Raw genomic sequence first — 23,749 nt, forward strand, 5'->3', positions numbered from 1 at the left:
GTCAGGAATCATGTGCATGTTGGGCTGGTCCGGGCCTTTCGCGTTTTTGGCCACGTTGACTGCCTGCGCTGCTCAACGGGTCTATCGCAATGACGTGTACCTGCAGAACACTTGTGGAGTACCGCTGGAGCTGACGTTGGCAAACGACTCCAACTACGACGATCAACCACGCAGCTTCACGTTGGCTCCGAATGAGCGCAGCTCCGTCGCCAACTATCAATCCTTCGGCGAAGACGTATCAGGTCAGATCAGCGACCGATACAGCCTGAAGCTTAAAAGTCCGGCCGCGACTAAAACCATCGACGCGCAGACATTACGAAAAGCCTTGGCGAGCATAGAAAAAATAGAAGAAAGGGGTGTTCGCTCATGGACGGTCGATAACGGGGCTTTCTGCCCATGAAGCGCTTTTTTCGGATCGGCTCCAAGAAGCTCAGTGCCTGGCAATGCCTTGTAGCTTTTCTCAGCTCGGTCGGTTTGCTGACGATTCTGGTCGGCCTTGCGTTGTTGTTGCGAATGGAGCGCTCCACCGGGCCCAAGCTGTTCGCCCATCCCAATGCGCTGTGGATTGGGGCCGAGGATGGCGGGGTATTCGTTGAAATTACCAGGAACGAAGCGCCGGATTATTACGTGGAGATTCGTCACGAGAGTGGCGGTATGTGGACTGAAGGCTGGGTTCGGTACGGCACCCGAGACAGTTATCCGCTCAGCGCCGCAGCTGTCGGCGGCTACGATGGCGTCGAGCTCTATCTGTACACGGGCGTCGCGATCACGCCGCAAAAACAGGGAATTGCGCAGCGATGAATATCTACGTGCGCCTTGCTCTGTGTCTGGTGATTCACGCGGTGGGATGCGTGGCCTACGTATTTCTGAACAACGCAGTCGTTGTGGCCTACAAGGCGTTTAACGGCGGATTTACTACCCGTGGGGTGGCGATCGGTATTGCTCACTACATGTTCATTTACATCTTTTTCGGGGTGAACGCGCTGGCCGCGATTATCCCGAAACTGTGGGCCAAGCTGGGCCTGCTCGCACTAATGGTTGCCTGGATTCTATTCATGATGGTGCCCGACAACCCGTTGCGGGCGCTGTTCTACACCGTGGCTCAGGGCGGGGTGACGTTGCTGGCGATTCTGGCCACGCAGGTCATTGAGCTGCGCCTGGAAAAGCGCGCGTTGATGCGGCAGGCATTGCCTGCGATTGCTTCGCAGGACGTGGTTTCGAAGATGAGGGCCTGCCCGTGATCGGTGTATCGAACGAGATGCCCATTCTCAGCCGCGCGCAGCTGGGTTTTTTCATGGGTGCCTTGTGGACGCCATTCTTGGCCATGCTGGCGTTTTCATCCTATGGCCTGTGGATTGGCGATTATTCGACATTCGATTCGTCCGAGACCCACTGGGTGTATCTGTTGTGGTTCGGCATGCCCGGACTGTTGTTGTTTGCGCTGTGGGTATCGCGGGCCGCGAAGAGCCGCAATGAGCAGCAGGCGCTGCGGATGGTCTGGTTGGCGCCGTTGAAGTTCATCCCTTTCTACGCGGTGCCATGGATGCTTTATGGCTTGTGCAGCCTGGTCGTCGGGCCGTTCGACAATGCTTTCATGGCCTACGGATGGATCCTGCTCGTGCCGTACCTCCTGATCGGCGGTTACGTGTGTGCCGGCGTGACGGTTGCGCTCTACAGGATATTTTTTTGATGAGTTCCACTACCAGGCAGGTAACCCGTGTCCTTTAACCACTACTACCAAAGCGAACTCACCGCACTGCGCCAACTGGGCCGCCGTTTCGCCGAGCGTAGTCCGGCGTTGGCGCCGTTCCTGGGGCAGGCCGGGCGGGATCCGGATGTGGAGCGGTTGCTGGAAGGCTTTGCGTTTCTGACCGGGCGGCTGCGCCAGAAGCTCGATGACGAGCTGCCGGAGCTCAGCCATTCCCTGATGCAGCTGCTGTGGCCGAACTACATGCGCCCGCTGCCGGCGTTCAGCATTCTGCAGTTCGATCCGCTCAAGCGTTCGGGGCCGGCGCTGAAGGTCGAGCGGGATACGCCGATTGAAAGCGTGCCGATCGAAGACGTGCGTTGCCGCTTCCGCACCTGCTACCCGACCGAAGTCATGGCGCTGGATCTGGCCGCGCTGAACTACTCGGTGAAGGGCGACGGTTCGCTGCTCAGCTTGCGCCTGGAGATGAGTGCCGACGGCCACCTCGGCGAGCTGGAACTGAGCAAGCTGCGCCTGCACTTTGCCGGCGAGCGTTACATCAGCCAGATGCTCTACCTGAGCCTGCTGCGCAACCTCGACGGCATCGAACTGATCCCGCTCGACGGCGCTGGCAAGCCTATCGATGGCGTGAGCGGCAAGCCGATGGCGTTCAAGATTCCGGGCGACCGCGTCAAGCCAGTGGGCTTTGCCGAAGAAGAAGCGTTGATCCCGTATCCGCTGAACACCTTCCGCGGCTATCGCTACCTGCAGGAATACTTCGCCTTCCAGGACAAATTCCTGTTCGTCGATGTCCACGGTCTGGACATCCTCAAGGCGCTGCCGGAAGACACGCTCAAGCAGATGCGCGGCCTGGAATTGCGCTTCGACATCCGCAAGAGCGGCATCATGCGCATGCGTCCGACGACGGATAACGTGAAGCTGTTCTGCACGCCGATCGTCAACCTGTTCAAGCACGACGCACTGCCGATTCGCCTCGACGGCAAGCAGGACGAGTACCTGCTGTTGCCGGCGGAATTCGATCTGGAAAACTGCGGTGTGTTCTCGGTGGAAACCGTGACTGGCTGGAAGCCCGGCGGCCTCGGCTATCAGGAATACGTGCCGTTCGAATCCTTCGAGCACGACCCGAGCTTCGACGTGCCCAACAGCCGTCCGCATTACAGCATCCGCCAGCGTTCGTCGCTGCTGCACGACGGCCTCGACACCTACCTGAGCTTCGGTATCCGCCACACCGAAGCCCATGAAACCCTGTCGATCGAACTGGTCTGCACCAACCAGAACCTGCCGCGCAAACTCAAGCTCGGGCAGATCTGCATGGCCTGCGAAGAGACCCCCGAGTTCCTGAGTTTCCGCAACATCACCCCGGCCACTTCCAGTTTTGCGCCGCCGCTGAACCGTGACTTCCTGTGGAAGCTGATCAGCAACATGTCGCTTAACTATCTGTCGCTGGCCGACGTCAATGCACTGAAGGTGATTCTCGAAACCTACGACCTGCCGCGCTACTACGACCAGCACGCGGAGAAGGTCAGCAAACGCCTATTGGGCGGTCTGAAACTGATCAAGCATCACCACGTGGACCGGTTGCACCGTGGCCTGCCGGTGCGCGGTTTGCGCACCGAACTGACCATCGACCCGGAAGGGTATATCGGTGAGGGCGACCTGTTCGTCTTCGCCTCGGTTCTCAACGAGTTTTTCGCGCTTTACGCCAGTCTCAATTCATTCCACGAGCTGCGGGTAAAAAGCACACAGGGAGAGGTGTACCAATGGACACCACGTATGGGCCTGCAGCCCCTGCTTTAAGCGGGCTGACGAAGGTAATACGCGAGTACTCGCTGTTTCAGGCCGTGCTGCTGGTGATCGACCGGCTGCGCGATGCGCACCCGTACCTGAGCGAAGACGACCTGTACGACCAGCTGGAATTCCAGGCCAACCCGAGCCTCGGATTTCCGCGCAGCGATGTCGATCGTGTCGAGTTTTTCGAAGAGCACGGGCAGATGCGCGCGCGTCTGCGCTTCAACCTGATCGGCCTGGTCGGTTCCGGCTCGCCGCTGCCGGCGTTCTATGGCGAGCAAGCCCTGGGCGACAGCGAAGACGGCAACCCGACGCGCAATTTCCTCGACCTGTTCCACCATCGCCTGCAACGGCTGATGCTGCCGATCTGGCGCAAGTACCGCTATCGCGCGAGCTTCCAGAGTGGCGCGGTCGACCCGTTCTCGTCGCAGCTGTTCGCCCTGATCGGCCTCGGCGGTGACGAGATCCGCAAGGCCAAGGAACTGAACTGGAAGCGCCTGCTGCCGTACCTCGGCCTGCTCAGCTTGCGGGCGCACTCGGCGGCGCTGATCGAAGCGGTGCTGCGGTACTACTTCAAGCACGAAGACCTGGTCATCGAGCAGTGCATCGAGCGCCGCGTGGAGATCCTCGAAGAACAGCGCAACCGCCTCGGCTTCGCCAACAGCGTACTGGGTGAAGACCTGGTGCTGGGCGAACACGTGCGCGACCGCAGCGGCAAGTTCCGCATTCACATCACCGAACTCGACTGGGAGCGATTCCACGAATTCCTGCCCATCGGTTTCGGTTACCAGCCGCTCTGCGCGCTGGTGCGGTTCACCTTGCGTGACCCGCTCGATTACGACATTCGCCTGGTGCTGCGCCCGGAAGAAATCCGCGAGCTGCGCATTGGCGAGAAGAACGACTGTCGCCTGGGGTGGACCAGTTGGCTGGGCTGCGAAAAAGCAGACGGCGTGGTGACCCTGGGCAGCAAAATTCATTAAGGACGTGAGCCATGATCAACGTAGACCTGCAACAACTCATCCAGGCGCTGGACGCCGAAACCCGTCGCGATCTGGAGCGTTCGGCCGAGCGCTGCGTGGCCCGTGGCGGCAGCAAGATTCTGGTCGAAGACTTGCTGCTCGGCCTGCTGGAGCGCCCGAACGGTCTGCTCGCGCGCGCATTGCAGGATGCCGACGTTGATGCCGGCGAACTGAGCGCCGCCCTGCAATCGCGGGTCGAGCACAGCGCTTCGCGCAACCCGGTGTTCGCTCCGGAGCTGGTGCAGTGGCTGCAAGACGCGCTGCTGGTGGCCAACCTTGAACTGGGCCAGACCTCGGTCGAAGACGCGGCGCTGATCCTCGCGCTGCTGCGCAACCCGATGCGTTACGCCGGCAGCCGCTACCAGCCGTTGCTCGCCAAACTGAACATCGATCGCCTGAAAGAATTTGCCCTGTCGCAACAGCCTCAGGCAGCGGCCAACGGCAAACCGGCCGCCCAGGGCGAATCGCTGCTGGAGCGCTTCACCCACAACCTGACCCAACAGGCCCGCGACGGCAAACTCGACCCGGTGCTGTGCCGCGATGGCGCGATCCGCCAGATGGTCGACATCCTCGCCCGTCGCCGCAAGAACAACCCGATCGTGGTCGGTGAAGCCGGTGTCGGTAAAACCGCCATCGTCGAAGGCCTGGCCTCGCGCATCGCTGCCGGCGAAGTGCCGCAAGTGCTCAAGGGCGTCGAGCTGCTGTCGCTGGACATGGGCCTGTTGCAGGCCGGCGCCAGCGTCAAAGGTGAATTCGAGCGTCGTCTGAAAGGCGTGATCGACGAGGTCAAAGCCTCGCCGAAACCGATCATCCTGTTCATCGACGAAGCCCACACCCTGATCGGCGCGGGCGGCAATGCCGGCGGTTCCGACGCGGCCAACCTGCTGAAACCGGCACTGGCGCGCGGTGAACTGCGCACCATCGCCGCGACCACCTGGGCCGAGTACAAGAAATACTTCGAGAAAGACCCGGCGCTGGCCCGTCGTTTCCAGCCGGTTCAGTTGCACGAACCGACCGTGAGCGAAGCGGTGACCATCCTGCGTGGCCTGGCTCAGGTCTACGAGAAGAGCCACGGCATCTACCTGCGCGATGACGCGGTGGTTTCAGCAGCGGAACTGTCCGCCCGTTACCTGGCCGGTCGGCAACTGCCGGACAAGGCTGTCGATGTGCTCGACACAGCATGCGCCCGCGTGCGCATCAGCCTCGCCGCTGCCCCGGAAAGCCTGGAACGCCTGCGCGGCGAAATGGCTGAAGGTGGCCGTCAGCGTCAGGCCCTGCGCCGCGATGCCGAAGCCGGTCTGCTGATCGACCACGAAGCGCTGGATGCACTGGAAGCGCGCCTGGACGAAGCCGAAGCGGAAATGGTCGCACTGGAAACTCTGTGGACCGAGCAGAAACAACTGGCCGAGCGCCTGCTGGAACTGCGTCAGCAACTGGCCAAGGCCCGTGAAGCTGCGGCGGTCGAGCCGGTGGTCACCGTTGAAGAAGACGCCGAAGGCACGGTGATCGAAACCGTTGCTGCTGAAGTTGAAGAAGGCCAAAGCGTCGAAGCGCTGGAAGCGCAACTCAACGAAACCCACAGCGCCCTGACCGCCGCTCAGGTCAAGGAGCGTCTGGTCAGCTTCGAAGTCTGCCCGCGTCTGGTGGCCGAAGTGATCAGCGCCTGGACCGGCGTGCCGCTGGCGCAACTGGCCCGCGAACACAACGCCAAGGTCGCCAGCTTCGCCACCGACCTGCGCACCCGCATCCGTGGTCAGGAACAAGCCGTGCACGCACTGGATCGCTCGATGCGCGCCACCGCTGCCGGCCTGAACAAGCCTGACGCACCGGTCGGCGTGTTCCTGCTGGTCGGCCCGAGCGGCGTCGGCAAGACCGAAACCGCCCTGACGCTCGCTGACCTGCTGTACGGCGGCGACCGTTTCATCACCACCATCAACATGTCCGAGTTCCAGGAGAAGCACACGGTTTCCCGCCTGATCGGTGCACCGCCAGGCTACGTCGGTTACGGCGAGGGCGGCATGCTCACCGAAGCCGTGCGCCAGAAACCGTACTCGGTGGTGCTGCTCGATGAAGTCGAGAAGGCCGACCCGGACGTGCTCAACCTGTTCTACCAAATCTTCGACAAAGGCGTGGCCAACGACGGCGAAGGTCGCGAGATCGATTTCCGCAATACGTTGATCCTGATGACCTCGAACCTAGGCAGCGACAAGATCAGCGACCTCTGCGAAGACGGCGCGCGTCCGACCGCCGAAGTGCTGGAAGAAACCATTCGCCCGGTGCTCAGCAAACACTTCAAACCGGCCTTGCTGGCGCGAATGAAAGTGGTGCCGTACTACCCGGTCGGTGGCCCGGTGCTGCGCGAGCTGATCGAGATCAAACTCGGTCGTCTGGGCGAGCGCCTGAACCGTCGTCAGCTGGACTTCAGCTGGTGCCAGAACCTCGTCGATCACCTGTCCGAGCGCTGCACCCAGAGCGAAAGCGGTGCGCGCCTGATCGACCACTTGCTCGACCAGCACGTACTGCCGCTGGTGGCCGACCGCTTGCTCGACGCCATGGCCACCGGTGAAAGCCTCAAGCGCGTGCATGCGACGCTCGACGGTGAAGCCAGCGTGACCTGCGAGTTCGCCTGAGGTGAGTGTGATGTTCACTCAAGTGCCGCAGCCACTGCTCTATGCCGAAGCCTTGCTGGCGCAGTTCGCCAGCCTGTCGCGCGCGGCGGACGGTGCTGCGCTGCTGGGTGACTTCGTGCGCGGTCTGGCCGGGCTGAGCGGTTGCGAACTGACGCAGCTGTACTTGCTGGACGCCACGCACACGTCGCTGGGAATGAACGCCGAATGCCTCGACGGCGTGCTGCAACCGCGCAGCGCGGCGAGCCTGCCGGCGGATTACAACGGCGAGCAACTGTTGCAGTTCGCCCTGTGCCAGAACCGCGTGGTGAGCTTCGACGACCTGGGCGGCAGCCTGCAAGAAACCAGTTTTCTGCCGGCGTCGTCCACGCCGTGGCAGTCGCTGTTGTGCGTGCCGCTGGTCAATCAGCAGAAGGCTGTCGAAGGCCTGCTGCTGTGCGCCAGCCGTCGCCACATCAACTTGCAAGGATTCGCTGATTCCCTCGGCCAGCTCGGCTCGTTCGTGCTTGGTCAGCTGCATCTGCTGCAGCGTCTGCGCCAGCCAGTGGATGCGGCGGCGCCGGTCGTGCGCAGCCTGCCGAGTGCCAGCGGCTACGGCCTGATCGGCAAGAGCGCGGCGATGCGCCAGACCTATTCGCTGATCAGCAAAGTCCTGCACAGCCCGTACACCGTGCTGTTGCGTGGCGAGACCGGCACCGGCAAGGAAGTGGTCGCGCGGGCGATCCACGATTGCGGCCCGCGCCGGTCCCAGGCCTTCATCGTGCAGAACTGCGCGGCGTTCCCGGAAAACCTGCTGGAAAGCGAGCTGTTCGGCTACCGCAAAGGTGCGTTCACCGGTGCCGATCGCGACCGCGCTGGGCTGTTCGATGCGGCTAATGGCGGCACCCTGTTGCTCGATGAAATCGGCGACATGCCGCTGTCGCTGCAAGCCAAGTTGCTGCGCGTGTTGCAGGAAGGCGAGATCCGTCCGCTGGGTTCCAACGACACCCACAAGATCGATGTGCGCATCATCGCCGCGACGCACCGCGATCTGTCGGTGCTGGTCAGCGAAGGCAAATTCCGTGAGGACCTGTACTACCGCCTCGCGCAATTCCCGATCGAGTTGCCGGCCCTGCGCCAGCGCGAAGGCGACATCCTCGACCTGGCCAAACACTTCGCCGACAAGGCCTGCACCTTCCTGCAACGTGATCCGGTGCGCTGGTCGGACGCGGCGCTGGAACACCTGTCCGGTTACACCTTTCCCGGCAACGTGCGTGAACTCAAAGGCCTGGTCGAGCGCGCGGTGCTGTTGTGCGAGGGCGGCGAGTTGCTCGCCGAGCATTTCTCGCTGCGCCTGGAATCGGCGCCGGCGCCGGAAGACCACTGCGGCCTCAATCTGCGCGAACGACTGGAAGCGGTCGAACGCAATCTGTTGCTCGATTGCCTGCGCAAGAACGACGGTAACCAGACGCTCGCCGCCCGCGAACTGGGCCTGCCGCGCCGCACGCTGCTGTACCGGCTCGGCCGCTTGAACATCAATCTGGGTGATTTCGATGGGTAGGCGAAAGTCCGTCGGATTCACCTCGAACACCTATTTCAGCGCCGCCCGAGAGGGTCGGCGCTTTGTGCTTTGTCTACACCTGGAGACCCTCTGATGTCTGTTCGTCACTGGCACGCTGTCCTGCTGACCCTCGTCGTTCTATGCGGCCTCGGCGGTTGCAGCGGCAATTACAAATTCAACGATAACGATTACCGCCCGTTGGGTGATCCGCAGGCGGTCAATCGCGGCAAGTGACCGCAAGGAGCATCAAACATGGAATTGGTTTTCGAAATGCTGAACACCAAGCAGTTCGTGCCCACCGAGCTGTGCCAGCGGACCTTCAAACAGGCCGGTGGCGTGATCGGGCGGGGCGAGGACTGCGACTGGATCATCCCTGACCGCAAGCGTCACTTGTCCAATCATCACGCGATCGTCAGCTATCGCGAGGGCACCTTTTTCCTGACCGACACCAGCAGCAACGGTGTTCAGGACGGTGACAGCGGCGCACGCCTGCACAAGGGCGAACCGGTGCGCATCGAGCACGGCAGCACCTACGTGTTGGGCGACTTCGAGATTCGCGCGCGCCTGGTGCGCGACCCGGCGACGTTCGACGGTGAAGTCGGCCTGCCACGTGCCGCCGGCAGCATCATTCCGGACGACGCGTTCCTCGACCTCGACCCGCTGAAGTCGCTGGAGCAGCAGGAGCGCGTGTACTCGGAATTCGAGGAAATGCTCGCACCGGTCACCGACCCTGAAGACTCCCGTCAGCGCGCCGATTACGCGCGCATCGACATGGAAAGCCTGATGGTGCCGGAGCTGATCGTCGAGCCCACACCTGAGCCAGCACCGGCACCGAAAGTGGTCGAGCGTCAGAGCGAAACCTTCTGGGATAAATTCGGCGCGGCCCTCGGCGTGAACGTGAAGAACCTCAGCCACGACGAGCGTGAAGCCCTGGCGCTGAATGCTGCACGTCTGCTGCGCCAGAGCGTCGGCGGTCTGCAACAGAGCCTGCGCACCCGTTCCGAGCTGAAGAACGAGTTGCGTCTGGCCCAGACCACCGTGCAAGGCACCAACAAGAATCCGCTGAAATTCGCCGTCGACCCGAGCGAAGCGCTGGACATCCTGTTGCAGCCGAACAAGCCGGGCCACTTGCCGGCCGAGCAGGCGATCTCCCGTGCGTTCCGCGACTTGCAGGCGCATCAGGTGGCGCTGCTGACCGCCAGCCGCGCAGCGGTGCGCGGCACTCTGGAGCATTTCTCGCCGGAGCAACTGACCCTGCGTTTCGAGCGCGACAACAAGCCGTTGCTCGCCACCGCTGGCGGGCGCTGGAGAGCGTTCAACCGTTACCACCATGCGCTGCGTCAGGACGACGACTGGAGCGAGCGCCTGCTGGCCCGCGACTTCGCCCAGGCCTACGAAGAACAGATCCGCCTGATCTCCACCCTCCACACCGACCACCAAGGATGATGCGCATGTCTCGCCGCTCGACCGCTTTTTTCAAGACGCTGACCGCGCTCACCCTGTTGGTGCTGCTCGCCGGTTGCTCGTCGCTGTCGCCGTATTCGAAAGTGACCAAGATCAACCTGAAGTTGACCGGTAGCGATCAGCTGAACCCGGACCTCAACGGGCGCCCGTCGCCGATCGTGGTGCGCCTGTTCGAACTCAAGCACCCGGTGACGTTTGAGAACGCCGATTTCTTCAGCCTCTACGAGCGCGCCAAGGAATCCCTCAACCCGGATCTGGTGGCCAGCGAAGAACTCGAACTGCGCCCGGGTGAAACCGTGGAGCTGAAACTCAGCGTGGAGGAGGGCAGCCGCTTCATCGGCATCCTCGCCGCCTACCGCGACCTGCCGGAAACCAAATGGCGCCACACGTTCCCGATCACGCCGCTGGAAGTCACCGAAGCCGATCTGACCCTGGATCAGGCCGGTATCCGCAAGACCAACGAAGTGCTCGCCAAGGCGGATGACTGATCATGAATACCCATAAAGTCATCTGGCAGGAAGGCATGCTGCTGCGTCCGCAGCACTTCCAGCACAACGACCGCTACTACGATCACCAGATGAAGACCCGCACGCAGTTGCTGGGCGGCTACACCTGGGGTTTCCTGAACCTTGAGATCGACTTGCAGTTCCTCAACATGGGCAAACTGGTGATCAGTGAAGCCTCGGGGATCCTGCCGGACGGCAGTCTGTTCGAACTCGGCGGCAACACCGAACCGCTGGCGCTGGACGTGCCGCCGAACACCGGCAACATGCCGATCTACCTGGCGCTGCCGCTGGTCACCGGTAACCACATCGAGGCCCGTCGCCCGGAGCAGTCCGATGTGCTGGCGCGCTACACCGCGTATGACGCCGAAGTCGCCGACTCCAACGCCGGTGACGATTCCGCCAGCCAGGTCAGTTGCGGCCGCCCGGACTTCAAGCTGTTGCTCGGCGAGCAGCAGAGCGACCAGGCTTACGTGAAGCTGAAGATCTGCGACGTGCTCGATACCACGCCGGACGGCGTGATCAGTCTCGACCCGGACTTCGTGCCTACCTACATTCAGGCCCACGCCTCCAGCTACCTGCTGTCGTGCCTGAAAGAAGTGATCAGCATGCTCGGTCACCGGGGCGACACCATTGCCGAGCGGATTCGTTCGAACGGCAAGGTCGGCGGCGCGGAGATCGGCGACTTCATGATGCTGCAACTGATCAACCGCACCGAACTGCTGCTGCGCCACTACCTGGGCCTGGAGCAGGTTCACCCGGAAGAGTTGTACCGCACGCTGCTGACCATGCTCGGCGATCTGGCGACCTTCTCCAGCGACAGCAAACGACCGCGCCTGGACAGCCGTTACTCCCACGCCGACCAGGGTGCGAGTTTCCGCAAACTGATGGAGTCGATCCGTCAGGTGCTGTCGATGGTGCTGGAACAGCACGCCATCGAACTGATCCTGCAAGCGCGTCAGTACGGGATCATCGTGTCGCCGTTGCACGACCACAAACTGCTGGGCTCGGCGTCGTTCGTGCTGGCAGCCAGTGCCAACTGCGACTCCGAAGAACTGCGCAACCGCTTGCCTGCGCACCTCAAGGTCGGCCCGGTGGAGCGCATCCGCCAACTGGTCAACCTGCACCTGCCGGGGATCAAGGTCAAACCGTTGCCGGTGGCCCCGCGGCAGATCGCGTTCCACTCCAACAAAACCTATTTCATCCTCGAACTCAGTTCCGAAGACCTGGCGCAACTCGAGCGCTCCGGCGGCTTCGCGTTCCACGTGTCCGGCGAATTCGCCGAGCTTGAACTGAAATTCTGGGCCATCAGGAACTGACCGACATGATCAAGGACATGGAACACAACCAGGACGACAAAACCGTCCTGCTCGACCGTCAGGGCCATGGCCCGGCGGCGAGTCCGCTGACCGACTTCGCTGCGCCACCGCGCTTCGAACAACTAGAAGAACGGATGATCTACGCCGCGCGCCTGCGCCCGGCGGAGGCCTTCAACATCAGCCTCAATTCGCTGGTGGCGGCGTCGTCCGAACTGCTGTCGGAAGTGGTGCGCCTCAAGCACAGCGAAACCCGCGAAGATCTCTACGCGCTCAACGAGCGTCTGACCGCCGGGCTCAAGCTGTTTGAAGTGCGCGCCCTGCACAACGGCGCCGAAAGCAGCCAGGTGATGGCTGCCCGTTACGTGCTCTGCACCGTGGTCGACGAAGCCGTCGTGACCACGCCTTGGGGCAACGAAAGCGAGTGGTCGCAGATGAGCCTGCTCAGCAGCTTCCACAACGAAACCTTCGGTGGCGAGAAGTTCTTCCAGCTGCTCGATCGGCTGTCGAAAAACCCGGTCAAGCACCTGCCGATGCTGGAGCTGATGTACCTGTGCCTGTCCCTCGGTTTCGAGGGCAAGTACCGCGTGCAGGCGCGCGGCATGCTGGAACTCGAAGGCATCCGCGACGCCCTGTACCGGCAGATCCGTCAGTTGCGTGGCGACGTGCCGCGTGAGTTGTCGCCGCAGTGGGAAGGCCTCAACGATCAGCGCCGCAACCTGGTGCGCATCGTGCCGGCGTGGATGGTGGTGCTGTTCACTTTCGTCTGCCTGGTGATGATGTATTCGGGCTTCGCCTGGGTCTTGGGCGAGCAGCGCGACACCGTTCTGCAACCTTATCAGCCGCTTGATCCGGCCGCGGTCCAGCCGCAGTCGCAGCCGTAAACAGGGACGTGTGATGAAAAAGTTTTTCAAGAAAGTCGGCGCCTTCCTGCGCCAGACCTGGGTCTGGACCCTGCTGCTGGTGCTGTTTGTGGCGCTGCTGGTGTGGTTCGTCGGCCCGCTGTTGGCGGTGGATGACTACAAGTTCTGGGAAGGCTCGACCTCCCGGTTGCTGACCATCAGCGTGCTGTTCCTGATCTGGGGCCTGACCATGGTCTTCGTCAGCTGGCGCGCCGGTATCCGCAAGAAAGCCGTCGAAGAAACCGAAGACGGCCAGGACCGTATCCGTCGTGACGATCTGATCGAAGAAGAGCAGAAAGAGTTGAAGGAGCGTTTCAAGGACGCCCTGAAAACCCTCAAGACTTCGAGCCTGTATCGCGGCCGCAGCGAGCGCTGGCGCAGTGACCTGCCGTGGTACTTGCTGATCGGCCCGCAGGCCAGCGGCAAGACCAGCCTGCTGGACTTCTCCGGGCTGGAATTCCCGATCAACAAGATCGACCGCAAGCTGACCCGCGACACCCACGGCACCCGTCATTGCGATTGGTACTTCGCCGATCACGGTGTACTGATCGACACCGCCGGACGCTACCTGACACAGCCGGATTCGGAAGTCGACGGCAGCGCCTGGACCACCTTGCTGGAACTGCTGCGCAAGCGTCGTCGCGGCCGACCGCTGAACGGCGTGCTGGTGACCATTCCGGTGGAAACCCTGACCAGTGGCAGCGAGCAGGACATCGACACCCTGGCTCGCCAGGTGCGTGCGCGTCTGCAAGACGTCTATCAGAAGCTGCACGTCGATGTGCCGGTGTATCTGGTGCTGAGCAAGGCTGACAAGCTGCTGGGCTTCGACGAGTTCTTCGACCAATTGACCCGCGAAGAAAGCGATCAGGTGCTGGGTACCAGTTTCCGCAAGGATCAGGTCGGCACCGACGTGGCTGTGCTGCGCGGCGAGTTCGAAGAGCTGCTGCGTCGTCTCAACAGCCAGGTGATCATGCGCATGCACTCCGAGCGCGACACCCAGCGCCGTGGCCGCATCCTCGACTTCCCGCACCAGATGGGCCAGATCGGCGAGCGCCTGTGCCTGTTCGTCGACATGGCGTTCACCGGCAACCGCTACCAGCGTGCGACGCAACTGCGTGGGTTCTACCTGACCAGCGCACCGCACCTGACCCACGAAATGGATTCGACCACCGCCGGTATCGGCGCGAGTCTGGGCATGAGCGCCGGCGTGTTGCCGACGCTGCGCAGCGGTCGTTCGCGTTTCATCCATCACCTGCTCAGCCGGGTGATTTTCCCGGAGGCCGATCTGGCCGGTCTGGATAAGCGCGAGCGCAGCCGCATCCATTGGGGCCAGCGTGCGTTGTACGTCGGTGCACTGGGCGCGCTGGTGCTGTTTGGCATGCTCTGGGCCGGCGGTTTCTCGGCCAACTACGAGCGTCTGGAAAACCTGCGCAACCTGGCGCAGAACTGGACCCAGCAACGCACGGCGCTGTCGCCACGCGATGACGCGATGGGCGCGCTGAAAACCCTCGACACCAGCTACGCCGCCACCCGGGTGTTCCCGAACAAGAGTGACGTGTCTTACCACGAGCGTGTCGGTCTGTATCAAGGCCAGGACGTCAGTCCAGTGGTCAAGGAAGCTTACGAGCGCGAGCTTGAAAAGCAACTGCTGCCACGCGTTGCCACCCTGCTCGAAAGCCAGATCCGCGCCAACATGAAGGACCGCGAAAAGCTGATCAACAGCCTGCGCGCGTACCTGATGCTGAACATGAAGGATCGTCGTGACGCGGCGTGGCTCAAGGACTGGATCGCGGCTGACTGGTCGCAGCGCTACACCGGAAACACTGCGGTGCAGAACGGTCTGAACACGCACCTTGAGCGTCTGCTGCAGCAGCCGTTTATCTATCCGCTCAACGAGCAACTGGTGACCCAGGCGCGTCAGGTGCTGCGCAGCGAATCGCTGGCGACCGTGGTTTACCGCATGCTCCGCGAGCAGGCTCGCAACCTGCCGGATTACCGTTTCAGCCAGCACCTCGGGCCGCAGGGCTCGCTGTTCATCGGCACCGAATACGTGATTCCGGGCTTCTACACCCAGACCGGTTATCAGCAGTATTTCTCGGTACAGGGTTCGGCGCTGGTCACCGACATCCTGCGTGACAACTGGGTACTGGGCGAAGGGGCGGGCATCAGCGACATGGATCTGCGTCGCCTGATGGTCGAGCTGGAGCAACTGTACTTCCGCGACTACGCCAACTACTGGAGCGAGGCCGTTGGCCAGGTGGCGCTGCCGCCTATCAGTGATGCCGGTGAAGGCGCCGAACAACTGGCGGGCCTGACTTCGGCCAACTCGCCGGTGCTGGCGCTGCTGACCGAAGTGCGCGAGAACACCCGCTTCCCTGCTGCTCCTGAGCCGGTGGATGAAGCCGGTGACGCCGCCGATGCGTTGGCGGGGCAGAAGGGCAAACTGGGCAAGGTCGGCAAACTCGCTTCCGCTGTTGCGGACAAGGCTTCGACCATGAACGTGGCGAAGAACCTGCCGGACACCGCCAAGAAGTCCCTGCAACGTCGCTTCGAGCCGCTGCACAAGCTGCTCGACGACAACAACGGCCCGGCTGCTGACCTGACCCCGGCATTCACCGCGCTCAACGACCTGCAACTGCAACTGGCGGGCCTTGCCCGTTCCAGCACGCCGGAGCAGGCCGCGTTCGAACTGGCCAAGACCCGCATGAGCGGTCAGCGTGATGCGCTGACCAACCTGCGCAATGCGTCGGGTCGTCTGCCGCGTCCGCTGAGCGTGTGGTTCAACGTGCTGGCCGAAGACTCGTGGCGCCTGGTGCTCAACGATGCCTACCAATACCTGAACGGCCGTTATCAGAACGAGCTGTACAGCGTGTATGGCAAAACCATCAGCAAGCGTTACCCGTTCAGTGCGTCGAGCACCAGCGACGTGGCGATCAGTGATTTCCGCGAGTTCTTCCGGGCTCAAGGCACCATCGACCGCTTCTTCGACAACTACATGCGTCCGTTCGTCAGCGGTGATCCGGGCAACTACCGGATGCGCAGCATCGACGGTCGCAGCCTGCCGGTGTCCAAGGTCTTCCTAGACCAGATGGCGGCGGCACTGAACATTCGTCAGAGCTTCTTCTCGATCAACCCGGCCGAACCGACCGTGCAGTTCAAGCTGGAGCCGTACACCCTCGATCCGGCGGTCAGCCGTTCCGAGTTCAAGTTCGGCGACAAGACCATGGAATACCGCCACGGTCCGATCCTGCCAATGACCTTCAAGTGGCCGACCGATGCTGAAGACGGCCGCACCAGTCTGGTCATGGACAAGATGGCCGGGCGCCCGATCGGCATCGAGAAGAACTCCGGCCCGTGGTCGCTGTTCCGTCTGTTCGACCTGATGCAGACCGAGTACCTGACCGGTCGCGACGTGCTGGTGCTGAAAGCCGATGTGGGTGGCCTGCGCGCCAACTACCTGCTGACCAGCCAGCGCACGCCGAACCCGTTCGACATGGGCGTGATGCGCACCTTCCGTATGCCGGTGCAGCTCTGATGCTGGTGGCCAGTCCCTGGCGCAGCGCGGCGCGAACCGACCCGGGCAAGGTGCGGTCGCGCAACGAAGATGCCTTCCTCGACACCCCGCAGCATGGGCTGTGGGTGGTCGCGGACGGCATGGGCGGTCATCAGGGTGGCGACATCGCCAGCCAGTTGATCGTCGCCAGCCTGGCTGAACTGCCGCAGCACGAAGACTTCGACAAACGCCTCAAAGCCATCCGCCAGTGCCTGCACTGGCTGAACCGGCGCCTGGGGCAAGAGTTGACCGTCACCGCCGGGCGTCACGACAGCATCATGGGCAGCACCGTCGTGGCGCTGCTGGTGGACGGCAATCGCGCGGCCTGCATCTGGGCCGGCGACAGCCGTTGCTACCTGTGGCGCGGGCAGCGGTTGTATCAGCTGTCGAAGGATCATTCGCTGCAGCAGCAACTGATCGACGAGCAACAGATGAGCGTCGAACAGGCTGCGGCGCACCCGGCAGCCCAGGCCTTGACCCGGGCGGTGGGTGCGGCGGAACAACTGACCCTGGATGTGCTGGAACTCGAAGTCTATCCGGGCGATGTGTTCCTGCTGTGCAGCGATGGTTTGTATCAAGGCCTGAGCAGCGATGCCCTCGGCAACGCCCTCAGCCTGGCGGCGCCGCATGTGGCGCTGGAACGTCTGTTCGACGGCGCCCTGCGGGGCGCCGCTCGCGACAATCTGACTGCCGTGGTGATCCGCCAATGACTGAAATCGAATCCTCAGTCGACGACTTGCTGATGAGCGAAGAGCAGGCCAACAACCTGACCTATTTCGCTTTTGCAAAGCAGCACAACGCCGAACCCGCGCTGGCGCCTACACGGGCCAGCGTCGGCGAACTGCCGGATGTTCTGGCAGGCCGCTACCACCTCGAGCGTCTGCTCGGGGCCGGTGGCATGGGTGCGGTTTACCGGGCACGGGATCTGCTGCACGAACAGTTCGGCGATCCCGATCCTTACATTGCGCTGAAAATCCTCAGCGAAGAATTTGCCGAGTCGCCGGACGCCAGTGCCTTGCTCTACAGCGAGTTCGCCCTGACCCGACGCCTGCGTCACGACAACGTGCTGCGACCGCACACGTTCGAAGTCGACACCGATTGCCAGCGGGCCTTCATCACCATGGAACTCATGCGTGGCCTGACCCTGGACAAACTGCTCTGCGAGCGGCCGCTGGGCCTGCCGTGGAAAGAACTGCGCGACATCGCGCTGCCGTTGCTCGACGCGCTGGCCTACGCCCACCGTCGCGGCGTGCTGCACGGTGACATGAAACCGAGCAACGTCATGCTCTGCGAAGACGGCGTGCGCCTGTTCGACTTCGGTCTCGGGCAAGCCGAGGAGGGCGTCCTGCCTGGCCTGCCGCACCTGAGTCGCGAGCGCTTCAACGCCTGGACCCCGGGCTACGCCGCCCCCGAACTGCTTGAGGGACAACCGCTGTCGGCCAGCGCGGACGTGTACGGCGTGGCCTGCGTGATCTATGAACTGGCGGGCGGCAAACACCCGTTCCGCCGCTTGCCGTCGACTCAGGCCCGTGACGAACACCTGGATCGCGAACTGCAAGCCCCGGCAAATCTGCCAACACACTGCTGGCCAGCGCTGCGCACCGCGCTGGCCTTTGACGCGGCAGAGCGCACCATTACTGCCGACCAATTGCGTGACGCCTTGGGCGCCACTTCGTCCTGGTTGCAGCGTTTGCGACTGCGGGCGTAACGGATGACATTCGAACAGGGAGCACACTATGTTCAATCCAGCTAACGAAACGCACTTCAGCCTGACCGTTGAAGATTACGTAGGCGACCTGCAAGTGCTGTCGTTCACCGGCACCGAAGGCATCAGCCAGCCGTTTCGCTTCGACCTGGAACTGGTCAGCGAAAACCCGGACCTGGACCTGGAAAAACTTCTGCACAAACAGGCCTTCCTCGCCCTCGATCCACAAGGCTCGGGCATCCACGGCCAGATCTACCGCGTTGCCCAGGGCGATGCCGGCAAGCGCCTGACTCGCTACAAAGTCTCCTTGGTGCCGCAGCTGCAATACCTGCATCACCGCACCAACCAGCGCATATACCAGCAGATGTCGGCGCCGAAAATCATCGCGCTGATCCTCGACGAGCACGGCATCAAGGGCAACGCCTACAGTTTCCAGCTGAGCCAGCCGTGCCCGGATCGCGACTACTGCGTGCAGTACGACGAAACCGATCTGCACTTCGTCCAGCGTCTGTGCGAAGAGGAAGGCATTCACTACCACTTCCAGCACAGCCAGAAAGGCCATCTGCTGGTGTTCGGTGACGACCAGACCGTGTTCCCGAACCTCGGCCAACCGACCGCGTACGTACAGGGCAGCGGCATGGTCGCCGAAGAACCGGTGATCAAAGGCTTCAAGCTGCGTCTGGAAACCCGCACCAGCCGCACCACCCGCCGTGACTACGATTTCGAAAAGCCACGCCTGCAAATGGAAGCGGCGTACAAACCGGACGGCGCTCTTGATAGCAAAGACGCCGAACCGGATCTGGAAGACTACGACTACCCCGGCCGCTTCATCGACCGCGCCCGCGGCAAATTCCTCAGCCAGCGCGCCCTCGAACGCCATCGCGCCGACTACCGTCAGGCCGAAGGTCGCGGCGACCAGACGAAACTGGTCAGCGGCCACTTCATGGAAATGTCCGACCACCCGCGCAGCGAGTGGAACGACTTGTGGCTGCTCACCGAAATCTTCCACGAAGGCAAACAGCCGCAAGTCCTCGAAGAATCGGTGACCAGCGACACCACCGACAACAAGGACGACTTCCACCAGGGCTACCGCAACACCTTCCTCGCCACCCCGTGGGACGTGTTCTACCGCCCCGCCCTCGAACACCCGAAACCCCGCGTCCTCGGCAGCCAGTCCGCCATGGTCACCGGCCCCAAAGGCGAAGAAATCCACTGCGACCAGTACGGCCGCATCAAGGTGCAATTCCACTGGGACCGCGAAGGCCTGGCCGACGACAAAACCAGCTGCTGGCTGCGCGTCTCCAGCTCCTGGGCCGGCGACCGCTACGGCGCCATCTCCATCCCGCGCATCGGCATGGAAGTCCTCGTCACCTTCCTCGAAGGCGACCCCGACCAGCCCCTCGTCACCGGCTGCCTGTACCACAAGGAAAACCCGGTGCCCTACGCCCTGCCGGCGAACAAAACCCGCAGCGTCTTCAAAACCCTCAGCTCCCCGGGCGGCGGTGGCTACAACGAACTGCGCATCGAAGACAAAAAAGGCGCCGAACAAATCTTCATCCACGCCCAGCGCGACTGGGATGAAAACGTTGAGCACGACCAGAAGATTCGGGTCGGGAATGAACGTCACGACACCGTGGTGAAGAACAGCTACACCGAGCTGAAGGCTGAAGAACATCGCACCACCATTAGCGACCGCAAGATCGAAGCGAAAGCCGACGATCACCTGACGGTAGGAGAAAGCCAGCACATCAAACTCGGTACCGCCCAGTTGACCAGTGTGGGGAAAGAGATCCACCTGAAGTCTGGCGACAAGATGGTGATTGAGGCCGGCACCGAACTGACGATTCTGGGCGGTGGGAGCTTTATCAAGCTCGATGGCGGTGGTGTGACGGTGGTTGGGCCGGTGGTGAAGATCAATGCCGGAGGCTCGGCGGGAAGCGGTACGGGAATTGGCATTCTGGCACCGGTCATTCCGCTGATTGCGGATCAGGCTAGGGCGGGGAACACACTGAAGTCCGGTACTGCCAATAGTCCGAAGTATGACGAACAAATCCGTTTTGTGACCGGGCTCGGTCAACCCATAAAGTCTGTGAAGGCAGCGATTATTGTCCCTTCGTCGGTCGCTCCTAAAATCTCCAAAAGCAACACAGATGGTCTGCATCCGCGTGTGGTGACTGACAGCGAGGAAACCGCTGAGGTCCATCTGATGTGGGACGAACTCATCGTGCCGGAAGGCTCCGACGATTACGAAGCGAGTAGAAATAAATGAGCGCACCCGTTGCTACATTCAAAACCAATAACCAAAGCTGCTCCGTTCAAGACATCACGTTGAAATGCGACAAGCTGTGGACGATGGGGCAGCAAGAGGCTATCAGCCGACTGAGTGTCTCAGAAAAGAGCTGGTTTTCTTCGTCGAGCAAAATGGTATTGGTGGGTGACTTCAGCGCACGAGCCGCGCGCATTGCAGCAGCCTATGCTGAGTTTTACCTAGAGCGTGGTGAGGACGGCAAACCTGACTTGAAGGGACGCTTTTACTGGATGGGATTGGCAGCTTTCGCGAGCAAGCAAGTCATGTGTGGTCTCGATTACATTCCTTCGGAACCGTACCTGACAGGCATAGTGCCGTTGCCATTTCAGATCCCCTACAAAATAGGCAAAAATGGCCTCGGCATGGGCAACTTTTGGCTGTTTCAGGATATTTTTGTCTGGCATTGGTTCTATAAAAAATATCCGGAGCAATTTAATGACTGTGCCCCGAAGCGAAACGCGAAGAGCTGCGATGCGCAAGTTCAGATGAATATCGATGAGTTGCCTTGGGCGGATAAAGCACTACCTGTTCTGAAAAATCTGGGACTGACTCCTGACATCACTGCAGGCTTCAACCTTATAAAAAAATCCGAGACGACATCTGATCCGGTTGCGAAACGAAATATTCAACAGCAATCACTATTGGCAATTGCTGATCATGAACAAAGAAGAATTCTTCAACCGCTTATCTATAACGGCTTTTTGTTTCAGAAAGTTCTGCAGACACAAGCTGCCGCTGAGGGTGCACCGTTTGTACCGTTGCGGGTTGCTTCTTTCAGTTCTGCCTGCGATGTAAATAATAAGGAGTTGCGGGTTCAGATGACTAAAGGGGACTTGTTTAACGAGTCTGATCGAATGGAGTTTATTCTGGAAATTGCAAAGCAATACCATAAAATGATGGGACAAAAGAAAGATTATATGGAGCAGCAAATAGAGACGATTTCTACCTGGAAAAGCCGAAAATGAAATTTTACGGGTTGTTGTTTTTTTTATTGCTCGCTGCATGCGGTGACTCAGACAAAGTAGGGACTGTTTCCATGGCAAACAAAACCCAGTTAATCAGTGTTGAGATTGGTGAGGAGATAAGCAATCTACTTTCTAGTTCTCCTGTGTCTTTTTCAAAAGAGTGCATTTCTGATGTGGATATGTGCTGGTATAAAGTTAAAAAGTCATTCGGTGATGAAGACCTTCCATCAGTCGAGGTGAATAAATCTCTGCGTCTAGACCAGGTTGCGAGTGTCAGTACTGCAGTAGATGGTGAGGTAGGCACTACTGTGGAGAACCTCGACTTATCAGTTCGGAGTCTCCTGGATGGAAGCAAGCATGATGAGTATCGAGCGTTTCTATACGATCTCATAAAAGATATAAAGAAGGCGGGCTGGGTACACTATTACGCACCTTCTGATCCTAGAATTTCCGGTAGTCAAATTGGCAAGATTAATTCAGCTGATGAAGTCATGGGTGATAGCGTATTAAGTCATCCGTGGCTGGATCCGAACTATAATCTGGATCATGAGCGATGGTTGAAAGTCGGTAAATTCTACAATTGGCATTTTTATAAGGATGGCAATCATCTTACGTTGCAAGCATGGCGGCGAGACTCTGATGATGCTCCTGATGAGCGCGGAACGTATTTGGTAAGTTTGAGCTTCACCACCGAGCGTGAATACTGGAGTGCTGCTTTCACCGAGGCTGAAGATAAAAAGCGTTGGAAAGAGCTGCTGCCAGCCAAGATGAAAGAATATGCTGCTATTCGGAAGTCCCGAGAAGACAAGGCGGAAAAGGCGGGTATTGAAATTGACTCAAGCTATCAAGATCCAACCATCAAAGCATTGAAGTAAGTTGGAAGGAGACGGGCTGTATTCTTCCTGTCTCCTTTAAACTCCCCGCCCTCAAGGAACGCGCTCAGGACCCGGAATGCCAGCCCCCTCTTTCTCTCTTCGCCCCGCGATGGTGCTTTGGCTGTATGCCGCCGCGATCGTGCATGTGCTCGCCGGCCTCACGTTGACCTGGGCCGGTCATTCCGGATTACTCGACGGCTATCTTCATACCCTCGAACTCGCATTCTGGGGCGCCGATGCGGTTCCTGCCGCCGGTCACGAGCAGCAGGTGTGGTGGCTCGCACTGTTCGGCGCGACGCTGCAAAGTTATTCGCTGTACATGCTCGCGTTGGTGCACCTCGGCAACCGTCTTAAAGCTCCCGCAATTTGGGGGTGGTTGTTGGCTGGCGTGCTGTTATGGGCGCCGCAGGACATGTGGCTTTCAGCGCAAAAACAGGTCTGGTCGCATCTGTGGCTCGACGGTTTCGCGCTGCTGGTGCTGTTGCCGCCGCTGATCTGGTTGCTGCGCCATGATCGTCGGAAATCCCCACCAAAAAGAACCGTGAGCAAGTCCAACCCCTTTGCCGGCGGCGCCTACAAACGTGTGCTGATCACCGGGGGCACCGGGTTTATCGGTGAAGCCGTAGTCAATCAATTACTCGACGCCGGTCATACGGTCAGCGTGTTGGCGCGGGATCCGTTGAAAGCGGCAAACCTGTTCGACGGTCGCGTCCGCTGTGTGCGGTCGTTGAGCGAACTTGGCCGCGACGAACCCTTCGACGTGGTGATCAACCTCGCCGGCGCACCGGTCGCCGGCCCGCGCTGGAGCCCCGAGCGTCAAGCGCAACTGCTCGCCAGTCGAGTCGATACCACTGAAGCCTTGATGACTTGGCTGAAGCACACAAGCCACAAGCCGGCGCTGTGGATTCAGGCCTCGGCCATAGGTTTCTACGGCGTGCGCGATGCCAGCGAATGCCTCGATGAACAGGCCAGCAAGGGTGACGGTTTCATGGCCGAGCTCTGTGCACGTTGGGAGGCTTCGGCGCAACCCGCGACGCAGTTTGGCGTGCGCCAGGTGGTGCTGCGCCTCGGCGTGGTGTTCGGGCCGGGCGGTGCGTTGTTGCCATTGCTGATCCCGTTCCGTCTGGGTTTCGGCGGTCGCATGGGCGACGGTCAGCAGATCATGAGCTGGGTGCACCGCGACGATGTGATTCAGGTAATCGCTCGATCATTCCACGATGAAAATTTGCGCGGCACCTACAACATGGTCGCGCCGGAAACGGTCAGTCAGGCAGCGTTCGCCGAGAACGTTGGCAAGGTCCTCAAGCGCCCTGTGTGGTTCCACATTCCAGCCGCGCCGGTGCGTGCGTTGGCCGGGGAGATGGCTCAGTTGTTCTTCGACGGTCAGCGTGTAGCGCCGCAGCGTTTGAGCGAGGCGGGCTACACGTTCCGCTATCCGACCCTCGACGCCGCGCTGCGCGATCTGGCCTGAGGATC

General features: G+C 61.0%; 20 protein-coding genes. All 20 read left to right on the forward strand.

Annotated elements, in window-relative coordinates:
- The first annotated feature begins 16 nt into the window (after positions 1–16).
- Positions 17–400 (forward strand): hypothetical protein, encoded by a 384-nt coding sequence (locus AC1Q9F_RS16080; protein WP_323159678.1) that lies wholly within the window; start codon positions 17–19, stop codon positions 398–400.
- Positions 397–801 carry a hypothetical protein gene (locus tag AC1Q9F_RS16085; protein WP_492620243.1) on the forward strand — a complete coding sequence of 135 codons (405 nt, stop codon included), beginning with the start codon at positions 397–399 and terminating at the stop codon, positions 799–801. Before AC1Q9F_RS16080 ends, AC1Q9F_RS16085 begins: the two co-directional genes overlap by 4 nt.
- A complete protein-coding gene (locus AC1Q9F_RS16090; RefSeq protein WP_179693247.1) occupies positions 798–1,241 on the forward strand; it encodes a hypothetical protein in 444 nt (147 codons plus the stop codon). The genes AC1Q9F_RS16085 and AC1Q9F_RS16090 overlap by 4 nt, the downstream gene beginning before the upstream one ends.
- A 17-nt stretch (positions 1,242–1,258) precedes the next feature.
- The gene (locus tag AC1Q9F_RS16095; RefSeq protein ID WP_492620348.1) at positions 1,259–1,690 is read left to right on the forward strand and encodes a hypothetical protein; all 432 of its coding nucleotides are present in this window, start codon (positions 1,259–1,261) and stop codon (positions 1,688–1,690) included.
- Positions 1,691–1,717: 27 nt separating this feature from the next.
- Entirely contained in the window at positions 1,718–3,505 is a 1,788-nt protein-coding gene (tssF, locus tag AC1Q9F_RS16100) for a type VI secretion system baseplate subunit TssF (RefSeq protein WP_007954380.1), read from the forward strand.
- Entirely contained in the window at positions 3,469–4,476 is a 1,008-nt protein-coding gene (tssG, locus tag AC1Q9F_RS16105; protein ID WP_007954381.1) for a type VI secretion system baseplate subunit TssG, read from the forward strand. The genes tssF and tssG overlap by 37 nt, the downstream gene beginning before the upstream one ends.
- A gap of 11 nt (positions 4,477–4,487) precedes the next feature.
- Complete coding sequence (tssH, locus tag AC1Q9F_RS16110) at positions 4,488–7,145, forward strand: type VI secretion system ATPase TssH (RefSeq protein WP_492620242.1); 2,658 nt, start codon at positions 4,488–4,490, stop codon at positions 7,143–7,145.
- A 10-nt stretch (positions 7,146–7,155) separates the two neighbouring features.
- On the forward strand, positions 7,156–8,682 hold the full coding sequence (locus AC1Q9F_RS16115) for a sigma-54 interaction domain-containing protein (RefSeq protein WP_492620241.1): 1,527 nt from the start codon (positions 7,156–7,158) through the stop codon (positions 8,680–8,682).
- A 93-nt stretch (positions 8,683–8,775) separates the two neighbouring features.
- On the forward strand, positions 8,776–8,916 hold the full coding sequence (locus AC1Q9F_RS16120; protein WP_003229566.1) for a hypothetical protein: 141 nt from the start codon (positions 8,776–8,778) through the stop codon (positions 8,914–8,916).
- A gap of 18 nt (positions 8,917–8,934) precedes the next feature.
- Positions 8,935–10,128: a type VI secretion system-associated FHA domain protein TagH gene (tagH, locus tag AC1Q9F_RS16125; protein WP_492620240.1), complete on the forward strand. Its 1,194-nt coding sequence runs from the start codon at positions 8,935–8,937 to the stop codon at positions 10,126–10,128.
- Positions 10,129–10,133: 5 nt separating this feature from the next.
- Entirely contained in the window at positions 10,134–10,634 is a 501-nt protein-coding gene (gene tssJ / locus AC1Q9F_RS16130) for a type VI secretion system lipoprotein TssJ (protein ID WP_011336587.1), read from the forward strand.
- A gap of 2 nt (positions 10,635–10,636) precedes the next feature.
- Entirely contained in the window at positions 10,637–11,968 is a 1,332-nt protein-coding gene (gene tssK, locus AC1Q9F_RS16135) for a type VI secretion system baseplate subunit TssK (protein WP_011336586.1), read from the forward strand.
- A 5-nt stretch (positions 11,969–11,973) separates the two neighbouring features.
- Complete coding sequence (gene icmH / locus AC1Q9F_RS16140) at positions 11,974–12,849, forward strand: type IVB secretion system protein IcmH/DotU (protein WP_007954389.1); 876 nt, start codon at positions 11,974–11,976, stop codon at positions 12,847–12,849.
- 13 nt (positions 12,850–12,862) lie between these two features.
- On the forward strand, positions 12,863–16,402 hold the full coding sequence (gene tssM, locus AC1Q9F_RS16145; RefSeq protein ID WP_492620239.1) for a type VI secretion system membrane subunit TssM: 3,540 nt from the start codon (positions 12,863–12,865) through the stop codon (positions 16,400–16,402).
- Positions 16,402–17,130 carry a PP2C family protein-serine/threonine phosphatase gene (locus AC1Q9F_RS16150; RefSeq protein WP_492620238.1) on the forward strand — a complete coding sequence of 243 codons (729 nt, stop codon included), beginning with the start codon at positions 16,402–16,404 and terminating at the stop codon, positions 17,128–17,130. Before tssM ends, AC1Q9F_RS16150 begins: the two co-directional genes overlap by 1 nt.
- On the forward strand, positions 17,127–18,128 hold the full coding sequence (locus AC1Q9F_RS16155) for a serine/threonine-protein kinase (RefSeq protein WP_492620237.1): 1,002 nt from the start codon (positions 17,127–17,129) through the stop codon (positions 18,126–18,128). Before AC1Q9F_RS16150 ends, AC1Q9F_RS16155 begins: the two co-directional genes overlap by 4 nt.
- Positions 18,129–18,156: 28 nt before the next feature.
- Positions 18,157–20,394: a type VI secretion system Vgr family protein gene (locus AC1Q9F_RS16160; protein WP_492620236.1), complete on the forward strand. Its 2,238-nt coding sequence runs from the start codon at positions 18,157–18,159 to the stop codon at positions 20,392–20,394.
- A complete protein-coding gene (locus AC1Q9F_RS16165; protein ID WP_011336580.1) occupies positions 20,391–21,398 on the forward strand; it encodes a DUF2515 family protein in 1,008 nt (335 codons plus the stop codon). The genes AC1Q9F_RS16160 and AC1Q9F_RS16165 overlap by 4 nt, the downstream gene beginning before the upstream one ends.
- Before the next feature lie 71 nt (positions 21,399–21,469).
- Positions 21,470–22,273 carry a hypothetical protein gene (locus AC1Q9F_RS16170; RefSeq protein WP_492620235.1) on the forward strand — a complete coding sequence of 268 codons (804 nt, stop codon included), beginning with the start codon at positions 21,470–21,472 and terminating at the stop codon, positions 22,271–22,273.
- 76 nt (positions 22,274–22,349) lie between these two features.
- Entirely contained in the window at positions 22,350–23,744 is a 1,395-nt protein-coding gene (locus tag AC1Q9F_RS16175) for a TIGR01777 family oxidoreductase (protein ID WP_492620234.1), read from the forward strand.
- Positions 23,745–23,749: the final 5 nt, after the last annotated feature.

The sequence above is a fragment of the Pseudomonas sp. GW823-FHT04A03 genome, assembly GCF_058796615.1.

Excerpts from the sequence above, each read along its gene's own strand:
- AC1Q9F_RS16080 (WP_323159678.1), top strand. The coding sequence starts at position 17 with ATGTTGGGCTGGTCCGGGCCTTTCGCGTTTTTGGCCACGTTGACTGCC.
- AC1Q9F_RS16085 (WP_492620243.1), top strand. The coding sequence starts at position 397 with ATGAAGCGCTTTTTTCGGATCGGCTCCAAGAAGCTCAGTGCCTGGCAA.
- AC1Q9F_RS16090 (WP_179693247.1), top strand. The coding sequence starts at position 798 with ATGAATATCTACGTGCGCCTTGCTCTGTGTCTGGTGATTCACGCGGTG.
- AC1Q9F_RS16095 (WP_492620348.1), top strand. The coding sequence starts at position 1,259 with ATGCCCATTCTCAGCCGCGCGCAGCTGGGTTTTTTCATGGGTGCCTTG.
- tssG (WP_007954381.1), top strand. The coding sequence starts at position 3,469 with ATGGACACCACGTATGGGCCTGCAGCCCCTGCTTTAAGCGGGCTGACG.
- tssH (WP_492620242.1), top strand. The coding sequence starts at position 4,488 with ATGATCAACGTAGACCTGCAACAACTCATCCAGGCGCTGGACGCCGAA.
- AC1Q9F_RS16115 (WP_492620241.1), top strand. The coding sequence starts at position 7,156 with ATGTTCACTCAAGTGCCGCAGCCACTGCTCTATGCCGAAGCCTTGCTG.
- AC1Q9F_RS16120 (WP_003229566.1), top strand. The coding sequence starts at position 8,776 with ATGTCTGTTCGTCACTGGCACGCTGTCCTGCTGACCCTCGTCGTTCTA.
- tagH (WP_492620240.1), top strand. The coding sequence starts at position 8,935 with ATGGAATTGGTTTTCGAAATGCTGAACACCAAGCAGTTCGTGCCCACC.
- tssJ (WP_011336587.1), top strand. The coding sequence starts at position 10,134 with ATGTCTCGCCGCTCGACCGCTTTTTTCAAGACGCTGACCGCGCTCACC.
- tssK (WP_011336586.1), top strand. The coding sequence starts at position 10,637 with ATGAATACCCATAAAGTCATCTGGCAGGAAGGCATGCTGCTGCGTCCG.
- icmH (WP_007954389.1), top strand. The coding sequence starts at position 11,974 with ATGATCAAGGACATGGAACACAACCAGGACGACAAAACCGTCCTGCTC.
- tssM (WP_492620239.1), top strand. The coding sequence starts at position 12,863 with ATGAAAAAGTTTTTCAAGAAAGTCGGCGCCTTCCTGCGCCAGACCTGG.
- AC1Q9F_RS16150 (WP_492620238.1), top strand. The coding sequence starts at position 16,402 with ATGCTGGTGGCCAGTCCCTGGCGCAGCGCGGCGCGAACCGACCCGGGC.
- AC1Q9F_RS16155 (WP_492620237.1), top strand. The coding sequence starts at position 17,127 with ATGACTGAAATCGAATCCTCAGTCGACGACTTGCTGATGAGCGAAGAG.
- AC1Q9F_RS16160 (WP_492620236.1), top strand. The coding sequence starts at position 18,157 with ATGTTCAATCCAGCTAACGAAACGCACTTCAGCCTGACCGTTGAAGAT.
- AC1Q9F_RS16165 (WP_011336580.1), top strand. The coding sequence starts at position 20,391 with ATGAGCGCACCCGTTGCTACATTCAAAACCAATAACCAAAGCTGCTCC.
- AC1Q9F_RS16170 (WP_492620235.1), top strand. The coding sequence starts at position 21,470 with ATGGCAAACAAAACCCAGTTAATCAGTGTTGAGATTGGTGAGGAGATA.
- AC1Q9F_RS16175 (WP_492620234.1), top strand. The coding sequence starts at position 22,350 with ATGCCAGCCCCCTCTTTCTCTCTTCGCCCCGCGATGGTGCTTTGGCTG.